The 8,749-nt window shown below is 60.0% G+C and carries 8 protein-coding genes and 1 pseudogene; 5 read left to right on the forward strand and 4 right to left on the reverse strand.

Annotated elements, in window-relative coordinates; translation table 11 throughout:
* The 3 genes and pseudogenes from VMR39_RS00685 to VMR39_RS00695 all read left to right on the forward strand — a co-directional run.
* Positions 1-188 (forward strand): TauD/TfdA dioxygenase family protein (locus VMR39_RS00685; protein WP_325413362.1); only part of this gene is annotated, 188 nt, incomplete at its 5' end.
* 154 nt (positions 189-342) lie between these two features.
* On the forward strand, positions 343-1,809 hold the full coding sequence (locus VMR39_RS00690; protein WP_325413364.1) for a FadR/GntR family transcriptional regulator: 1,467 nt from the start codon (positions 343-345) through the stop codon (positions 1,807-1,809).
* A gap of 106 nt (positions 1,810-1,915) precedes the next feature.
* Positions 1,916-2,120, forward strand: a pseudogene (locus tag VMR39_RS00695) (SUMF1/EgtB/PvdO family nonheme iron enzyme); the annotation flags it as partial.
* Positions 2,121-2,134: 14 nt separating this feature from the next.
* On the opposite strand, the gene VMR39_RS00700 reads toward VMR39_RS00695, so the two are convergent.
* The 3 genes from VMR39_RS00700 to VMR39_RS00710 all read right to left on the reverse strand — a co-directional run bounded on the left by VMR39_RS00700 (position 2,135) and on the right by VMR39_RS00710 (position 5,885).
* Positions 2,135-4,468, reverse strand: coding sequence for an arylsulfatase (locus VMR39_RS00700; RefSeq protein ID WP_325413366.1), 2,334 nt, complete (start codon positions 4,466-4,468; stop codon positions 2,135-2,137).
* Positions 4,469-4,695: 227 nt separating this feature from the next.
* Positions 4,696-5,487, reverse strand: coding sequence for an SDR family NAD(P)-dependent oxidoreductase (locus VMR39_RS00705; RefSeq protein ID WP_325413367.1), 792 nt, complete (start codon positions 5,485-5,487; stop codon positions 4,696-4,698).
* Positions 5,488-5,636: 149 nt separating this feature from the next.
* The gene (locus VMR39_RS00710) at positions 5,637-5,885 is read right to left on the reverse strand and encodes a hypothetical protein (protein ID WP_325413369.1); all 249 of its coding nucleotides are present in this window, start codon (positions 5,883-5,885) and stop codon (positions 5,637-5,639) included.
* Positions 5,886-6,209: 324 nt separating this feature from the next.
* Between VMR39_RS00710 and VMR39_RS00715 the strand changes: the two genes are divergently transcribed.
* Positions 6,210-6,791, forward strand: a complete 582-nt coding sequence (locus VMR39_RS00715) for a helix-turn-helix domain-containing protein (RefSeq protein WP_325413371.1) — start codon at positions 6,210-6,212, stop codon at positions 6,789-6,791.
* A 61-nt stretch (positions 6,792-6,852) separates the two neighbouring features.
* Positions 6,853-7,923: a phosphotransferase family protein gene (locus VMR39_RS00720; protein ID WP_325413373.1), complete on the forward strand. Its 1,071-nt coding sequence runs from the start codon at positions 6,853-6,855 to the stop codon at positions 7,921-7,923.
* A 31-nt stretch (positions 7,924-7,954) separates the two neighbouring features.
* Here the strand turns inward: VMR39_RS00720 and VMR39_RS00725 are convergent.
* A partial coding sequence (locus VMR39_RS00725; protein WP_325413375.1) for an alpha/beta hydrolase occupies positions 7,955-8,749 on the reverse strand: 795 nt, incomplete at its 5' end.

The following is an 8,749-nucleotide window of genomic DNA, read 5'->3' on the forward strand; positions in this document are numbered from 1 at the left end:
TACTGGAAATCTCCACCAGGCCGGAATTTGTTTTCCGCCACAAGTGGACGGTGGGCGATGTCGCCATGTGGGACAATCGCGTATCGCTGCATCGGGGATTGCCCTTCGACGACGTCAATCATCGTCGCGATCTTCGCCGCATTTCGACGATGATCCCCGCCAACCAGGAAGCGGAGGCTGTTGTCTGATCCTGTGCCATACCATGTTTCGACCGCGCGTTAAGGGATGAATCGGAGCGTCAGCGGGACCTTGTCATGATTGTCGGATGATCCGCCTCTTTTTCTTTTCCGAGCAATGCTCATCCGGTTGTGATATCTCCCCAACGCGTTCATGGGGAGCGGAATGGTGGGTGATGACGAACCGGAAGAACAGGCGGAATCCGAGACCAAGCGCGCCGAGACCCTGATACGCGAGCTTGAGCGGGACATCGTGGTCCAGGGCCTTTTGCCTGGCCATAAGATTGGTGAGGAAAGCCAGCTTGCGCGCCGGTTCGGCCTTAGCCGCTCGGTCGCACGGGAAGCTATTGCCATAGGGGAATGGGAAGGCTTTCTCGAAAATCGGCGCGGCCGCAACGGCGGTTTATATGTAGCAGCACCGTCAGCCGAAGTCGCCGTCTATGCTGTGCGCAATTATCTTTTCCTGAGTGGCACTACCCTTGATGATATCATTGGTTGTCGCGATCTTCTGGAACGCCCTCTGCTTGAACTGGCAATGCGTCGCGCACGTCCCGAGCAGATTGATCATCTTGCCACACTGTTGGAAGAACAGGGCGGGGAGGTAGGCAGCCGATTGCATATCGGTCAGCTTAAGACTTTCGTCGATGAACTAAGCCAGGCCGCAAATCTGCCGCCGCTGACGATTTTCAGCGCGGCATTGCGACATTGCTATGTCGACAGAACCCGCGTCAGCGACCTGGATGACGCGCGTTACCGGCGCGTGGCTCTGAAAGTCGTCAAAATCCGGCAAAAGCAGGTCGAGGCGGTCATTTCGCTGGATTTTGCGACGGCGCTGGCGCTGCATGTTGAGGCTCTGAAGCTGTGGCGGGGGTTCCATGCGCACCCGCCCGTGGGTACTAGCACCGAGGCGGAAATGGTCCAGCGACTGGTGCAGCCGGATCCGGCCACGCCAATCTACGAATTCGTGCGGCAGGTGAAGAAGTCGGAAGCGATCGCGCGCGTCATCTCGCAGCGCATTGCCGATGCGGGACTGATGGCTGGGGACCGTCTCGGAACGGAAGCTGAACTCATGCAGCAAATGCAGGCCGGTCGGGGAGGCCTTCGCGAGGCGATCCGTATTCTGGAGCGATATGGCATCGTTGAGCCGGCGCGCGGGAAAAGGGGCGGGCTTGCCGTAGCCGAACCGAAGATCGAGGCGTTGCTCCGCGTGACGCAGCGCTTCCTTTTGGCGGGTTATGCCAAAGAGCCGAACGCCTATCTTTCTCTAACGCGCATGTTGCTGAGGGAAGGGACTAGAAACGCGGCCGCGCTATTCGGTCACCGAACGGGATGCGAAGATGCGGCCAGGCTGTTCCCGCCCAGTTTCGACTTCCGCGCCCCGCCCAGTGTGCAGATGAAGCAATGGGGACAGGCCGTGGCCCATCTCTGCCATGATCGCGCCCTGCGATGCTTCATCCTCATCATGGTCGAACTTGTCTGCATGCGCCCCGATGAGCGAGAATGGCCCAGTTTCGGCGAAGATGTGGCACCGGATATGGCCCGCTTGTTCGACAGCATCGCGACAGGCGACGCGATTTGGGCGCCGCGCCAGAGCGATCGGCTGTTCGAATGCATGTGGCCGATCGATCATTAAGCGCGCCGCCCTTGGCATGATTGTTCCTTGTCACCGGCCGCGCTTGGCGGCTTCGATATGCCGACTGGAAAACTTCCGCCAGGCCTGTCGAAAAGGCCCGCGCACCCCACATAATCCGCGTGGCGGTGGCAGCGCGCGAAGTCAGGATCCCTGCACGCCCGATATCGAGATCCCCCGCAAGGTGCTGAAGGGCGGCTCCCACCTTTTCGCCCCAATTTTGCCCGAGATACCGGCCGGCCGCCCACTGTGCGCAACCGGTCGATACCTCCACCAGCCATGTCGGCTTTCGATGCGTCGTGCGAGCCGCCTGAACGGGCCGAGTGTGCTATCGCGCTTTCCGGCCCTGCGGTCCCAGATCGAACACCAGCTTTTTCAGATCGCCGGTAAAGCTGCCGGAACCCTTGGTCGTCTCGATCACGGGTATGCCGGTATCCAGGCCAATGTCGAAATTCTCGGCATGCGGCGATGGATTTATGATCGTCCTCTCTATCCGCTTTTCGGCAACCTTGCGGCCGTCGATGAGAATGGAGAGAAGGCCGCCCTTCGCCGCGCCGCCGCCGTCATAGTCGAAGTTGAACATGACCTTCGCCGGCTGCCCAGGCTTGATCGTGTCAGACGAGACGAGATGGAACTGGTCGGCCGGCATGACAGAAAGGGCGTGGTGGATGACGGGACGGCCATCCTCCAGGGCGAAACACCATCCACCCTGGCTGCTGCCGACAGCGGCGATCACGCCGTTGCCGCCAGTCAGGTCCGCCGTGATCGCGAAGGAGCGCGCGACCAAGGACGGTGCGACATCGACGTCGAGCATGATGCCCTTGCCCCAATACACATATTGATTGCGGGGTGTGAGATAGGCGCGCGCCTCACCCAATATGCGCTGGGAATCGGTGCGGTCGTTCACCGGATTGACGTTGAACTGCTGAGCTTGCTCATCGAACAGCTTTTTCATGTCTTCCAGCTTGCCTGGATTATTGGCGGCCAGATTGACCGTCTGGTTGAAATCCTTGTCGAGATTATAGAGTTCCCAGACGTAATTGGGAGCCTTGTTGATGCCTGCATCATTGCTGTGGCCCATCTCCCACGGGCGCCGGAGCGGCACCGTGGAGGCAAGCCAGCCATCGGCGTAGATGGCGCGGTTGCCCAGCATTTCATAATATTGGACACGATGGCGATCCGGCGCCTTCGATGCAGCGAAGGTGTAGCTGAAGTCCGTGCCATCGACCGGCTGCTGCTTCACGCCCTCCACCTCCTCGGGTGCCTTGATTCCTACGGCAGTCAGAAGCGTCGGGAAAATGTCGATGACATGTCCATATTGGGTCCGAAGGCCGCGCTCCTTGATCTTTCCGGGCCAGGAAATCACCATCCCGTTGCGCGTGCCGCCGAGATGGGACGCGATCTGCTTGTAGAAGGGGAAGGGCGTCGCCATGGCCTGCGCCCAGCCGGTGCCATAGTTGCTGGCGACTTCCGGTCCGCCCAGTTTGTCGATCATCTGCCAATGTTCCTGCGGCGTCAGGCGCTTGTTGGAGATTTCTCCGCCTTCCGCCAAAGTGCCGGCTGCGGTTGCGGCCGCGTCCGGTCCATTGTCGCCTTCGACGAAGACAATCATCGTATTGTCGCGTTGCCCCATCCGCTCCAGTTCGTCGAGGATCCGCCCTAGCTGCATATCCTGGAAAGCCACCTGCGCGGCGAACACTTCCATGGTCCGTTCCTGGAAAGCCTTTTCCTGCGGCGGCAGGCTGTCCCATTGTGGCAATTCATCGGGCCAGTTGGGCAGCTTTACGGTCCGGGGTACGAGGCCAAGTGCCTTCTGACGGGCCAGCGTCTCCTCGCGGACCTTATTCCAGCCCTGAGCGAACTTGCCTTTGAAGCGAGCGATCCATTCGGCGGGTGCCTGGTGCGGCGTATGTGCCGAACCCGGCGCCAGATAAAGAAAGAACGGCTTGTCCGGCGCGGCGCCCTTCTGCTGGTGAAGCCAATGGATCGCCTCATCGCCGAGCCGCTGATCCAGGGGCGGCTGGGCCGCTTCGTCGACGACCTGTACCCCGTTGCGATACAGCCTTGGACGCCATTGATCCGTATCGGAGCCGACGAAGCCGAAGAAATATTCGAAGCCCAGATTATTGGGCATGTAATCGAACGGTCCCGCCGACGCGAATGGACCCTTGGGCACATTATGATGCTTGCCAAGGAAGGCGGTGTTGTAGCCGTTATCGCGTAGAACCTCGGCAATGGTTGCAGCGCTTTTCGGTATCATGCCAGTATAGCCCGGCGTACCCATCGGAAAGTCGGTCAGTGATCCGGTTCCCACGGCATGATGGTTTCTGCCGGTCAGCAGCGCCGCGCGGGTGGGGGAGCACATGGCCGTCGTATGGAAGCGATTATATTTCAGCCCGCTGGCCGCCAGACGCTCCAGATTGGGGGTGGGGACCGGTCCGCCAAAGGCAGACGCGACGCCGAAGCCGATATCGTCAGTGAGGACAAGCAGAATGTTGGGCGCCCCTAGAGGTGCCCGCGCGATTGGTGGATAGGCATTGGGCAGCGGATCGGGCTGCTGGCTCGGCGCCGCATTTGGGGCATTCCCCGCCGCCATGGCGGGCAGCACCGCAAGGGCAACCGCCGCGATTCCAGTAAATAGCCATGCCACCTTGAGTGTCATCACATTCTCCAATAAAAACATCGTTATTATGATAAAAAATCAGACAAAACGTCCAATACTTGTCAGGACTATTTGAAAATTTTGATGAATATTAGTACTATACTTGGTAGATAACGCAAGTTATGTGAGGTTATCGTCTAACGGTTGCTTTTAATCTTCATAATAAGGATAATGTTTGCGATTTTATTATCAACCTCCAGCTGCTTTCCCTTGCTGCCTGGTTGCTATTACTTAGACGTGATCTGCCGTTTTGCGCCTATCGGTATAGGGCCTGCCCCATCGACGCGGATGAGTGATCCGGTGGTATAGGATGACGCGGCGCTGGCAAGGTAAAGCGCGCTGGTGACAATCTCGGGTGGTTCCCCGATACGGCCGAGTGCGATATCGACCCCCATGTTCGGATCGTCCGCCCAGGCTGTTGAAATATCCGTGCGGAAAGTGCCAGGCGACAGGATATTGACCCTGACCTTGGGTGCATAAGCCATAGCCATAGCCATGCTCATGGCGTTGAGCCCCGCCTTGGCGCCCGCATAGGGGCCTATCGACGCAGCGGGCGTCAACGCACCGCTTGACGAGACGTTGATGATCGATCCGCCACTTCCCTGCGCCATGCGTTGGCCGATCAGGGCGGTCAGGCGAAACGGACCCTTGAAATTAATGTCCACGACCTTGTCGAACAGCGCTTCGCTCGTTTCATGCGGGCTGGGTGCCAAAGGCGACAGGCCCGCGTTGTTCACTAAAATGTCGACATGACCCTGCCAGTTCCATGCAGTGTCGGCGAGCGTCGCCAGTCCGTCCCAGTCGCCGACATGGGCAGCAATGGGCAGTGCGCGGCGGCCGAGCGCCTCCACTTCCGCAGCCACCGCTTCGCAAGCGTCCAGTTTCCGACTGGCGATGACGACATCTGCGCCTGCAGCGGCGAACGCCAGGACGATCTCACGGCCCAATCCCCGGCTGCCGCCGGTCACCAGCGCGACCTTGCCGGTCAGGTCGAACAGTTCGGCGGGTGCGCGCGTCACTGCCCCGCGTTCCTGGCTGTCGTGCATTGCCTCAAGAGCGCCATCGGCATCCTCCCGGTTCGCTTTTTTGATTCATTCGCTGGATAACTGTCTGGCAAACTTCACGCAATTAGGTTGGGGTGGTGCAAGGTCTTGGCAATAGCGAGATATCACCCTTGCGATGCCTTCTGATCGGCGGCCAATTGTTCAGGGCCGATCGCTTCGTAGAGGACTGCGCTGATCCCGTTCATGTCCAGGCCGAAAGAAAAAGGTATCCCCGCTGTGCCGGAACGCGCCTCCAACACAGCCAGAGCGGCTTGCGGATCATCCGTCTTTAGCCCGTAAAGTGCCAGATAGCCAATCTCCCCTTCCACGGCGGTCGCGAAACGGCGCGCACTCGTGAAGCCGGCTACGGTCACGCCGGGAATATGCTAAATGTCGTACCAGCGGTTATAGTCCTCTCTTGCCCCTCCAAGGGTTTCGTCGATACGCGGAAACAATAGTCTTTCATTTCACTCTCAATGATGTCTCCGGGCACGTCTACCGACATTTCGCTTCAATGAATCTTGGTGAAAATCTCTCTGGTTATAGGGATGACCACAAGGAGAGGGGCGCCAACGACTATCAATAAATATATATGTGCCTCGGCGTGCCTGGCGTATCCGGATTGATCCCGCCGACTTGCTGACCTACGCCCTTTCCGGCGCCACACCTCCCCATGGCGACAAGGAGAAACATCCCGCATGACCGCGTCAAAACCCGTTACCCGTGAGGACCAGCGCAAGTCGACGCGGCGGCGGATCGTCAATGCCGCACGCGTCTGCTTCTACCAGCATGGACCGGCGGACGTGTCGATGGAGCAGATCGCCCGCGCGACGCTCTACCTGCATTTCCCGAACCGGGACGCGCTGTTAATGGAATTGCTGTCGCAGAACCTGACTGGCGTTGCGCGGATCTTTGCCGATCTATGCGCAATGAAGCGGGTCGATCTGCAAGGCGTGCGGCACTGGCTGCAAAGCTATGTCGACACGCTGCGGGAGCATCGTGATGCGACCCGCCTGATGCATGTTGGAATCGCGGCGACGGATGAGGCCCGCACGCTGATCCACGGGCATCATCTCGCCTTGGCGGACAGGCTCGTGGCACGCTTTCCTGCGCTGCATGACGAAACGGTTCGCAGCCGGACGCGCCTGATGCTGATGATCGGCCGGATCGACGATTTTGCCAGCGCCGCTGCGGCGAAGCCGCCCCGGATCGATCCCGAAGCCGGGCTGGAACTGGTCAGCGAAGAATTGATGGCGATGATCGCTCCCATGATCGATTGATGATCTGACTGGACACTTGTCTATCTTAAATGCTTTGTCGCCAAAAAAAGGAGGCAGAGCGATGAGCGCACCTTTCGGTCCCGAAGCATTTGAACGGTTGGATGCATGGCTGCGGACGCATTTGCCTGCGCTGGGCGATGGCCTGTTACATGCCGAGTCCGTGAGCGGCGGAACCAGCAATGTCGTGGTGCGCCTCAGCCGCCCTGATTGCACCCGCCCGCTGATCCTGCGCAAGGCGCCTGATCGCGCGCCGCCCGCAAGCGAGAAGGCGATCCAGCGCGAGGCGATGGTGCTGAAGGCGCTGACCGGGTCGCGCGTGCCGCATCCCGGTTTTCACGGTTTCAGCGATGATGCCGGGATAGTCGGAGGCCCCTTCTATATCATGGATCTGGTTGACGGCTGGGCTGCTGATCTCAACCCAGTCACGGACCAGATGAGCTATCGCCCGGACTTCATCGGTTCCGACCTTCATTATCTGGCGTTCGCGATGATTGACGGTATCATCGAGATGGCCAATCTCGATTATGTCGCAGCGGGATTGGGTTCGTTCGGCAAGCCCGAACACTTTCTGGAACGGCAGGCGGAACGCTGGCGCAGCCAGATGGACAGCTACCCGCAACGCTATCCCGGTTATGAGAGGCACGATCGGCCGGGCCTTGATTATGTCACCGACTGGCTGGCAGCCAATGTGCCCGACACGGGTCGACCGGGTCTGATGCATGGCGACTATGCGATGAACAATGTGATGTTCGCTAACCGCCCGCCTGCGCGGCTGGCCGCAATCATAGACTGGGAGACTGCGACGATTGGTGACCCCATGGTGGACGTCGCCGCCTATGCCGGGCAATTGCGCCGTCGGTCCGGCGTGCAGCCGGTGCGACCCTATCTCGATCCGGCGCAATTTCCCTATTTCGAGGATGCCGTCGATTATTTCGGAGAGAAGACCGGGCGCGACGTATCGATGATCAATTATTATCTCGTTCTGCAAAAATTCCGCATGACCTGTATATTAGAATATAAGGTCGCGGAGGCGGCAGTAGGCATTGCGCCGCTGGACAAAGGGCGCCGCTTCGACAATTTCGTGCGCACGCTGTTGGGCGAGGCGGAGGCGATCGCGCGCGCAACGGGCTGACGCCGCTGAGAAAAGGCCGGGACGAAAGCGATCAGAGCCAGCCGGCAAGCAATGACCGCAGGCAGGTTACCAGCGCCAGTGGCTGGTCGACCATCACATGATGATGGGCCTCCGGAATATCGATAAAGGGTGTGCCGGGCGGGGCTTCTGCACGCACACGCTCGGCCATTTTCCCGCCGGATAGGTCGGAGAGCTGTCCCCGGACGACGGCGAGCGGTACTTTCGCTGCCGCGAGATCGGCCCATGAATCGCCCAGATCGATGCCACCCCAGAGCGAACGGTCGAACCGCCATGTCCAGGAGCCATCGTCGTTTTGCCTGAGCGCCATGCGGGCAAGAAAATCGGCAATATAGGGGTTTGCGCAGGGCTGTACCGGTGACAGGCTGAAGCGGGCCAGTGCGGTCGCCAGATCGGGATAGTGGCGATGCGTAGTGCCGCGCCGCGCCTCCACGATCAGTTCGTCGGTGGGCAGGGCGGTGTCGACGATGATCCCGGCCCGCATCTGGTCCGGCCGCGACGCGGCAGCCCGCAACACCGGCAAGCCGCCGAGCGAGTGGCCGATGACGACCGGCGGGCCAGCCAGCGATGCGCCGCTTGCCTGTGCTACGGCTATGCCTTCCGTCGCATGGCGATCGATGGAATAGCCATTTTGGCGCCATTCAGAAGTCCCCATGCCGCTCAGCGAAGGAACGACGATGCGGTAATCGGCGGCGAAAAAGGGAGTCAGAAAGCTCCACCAGCCCAGATGCGCCGCATTGCCGTGCAGGAATAGTAAGCCGGGCTTGCCGCGCGCGCCCCAAGCACGATAGTCGATCCGCGCGCCATC

It is taken from the genome of Sphingobium sp., assembly GCF_035511395.1.
GTDB lineage: Bacteria > Pseudomonadota > Alphaproteobacteria > Sphingomonadales > Sphingomonadaceae > Sphingobium.

What these genes read in the sequence shown, in the direction of transcription:
- VMR39_RS00690 (WP_325413364.1), top strand. Translation starts at nt 343, where the DNA reads ATGGTGGGTGATGACGAACCGGAAGAACAGGCGGAATCCGAGACCAAG.
- VMR39_RS00700 (WP_325413366.1), bottom strand. Translation starts at nt 4,468, where the DNA reads ATGACACTCAAGGTGGCATGGCTATTTACTGGAATCGCGGCGGTTGCC.
- VMR39_RS00715 (WP_325413371.1), top strand. Translation starts at nt 6,210, where the DNA reads ATGACCGCGTCAAAACCCGTTACCCGTGAGGACCAGCGCAAGTCGACG.
- VMR39_RS00720 (WP_325413373.1), top strand. Translation starts at nt 6,853, where the DNA reads ATGAGCGCACCTTTCGGTCCCGAAGCATTTGAACGGTTGGATGCATGG.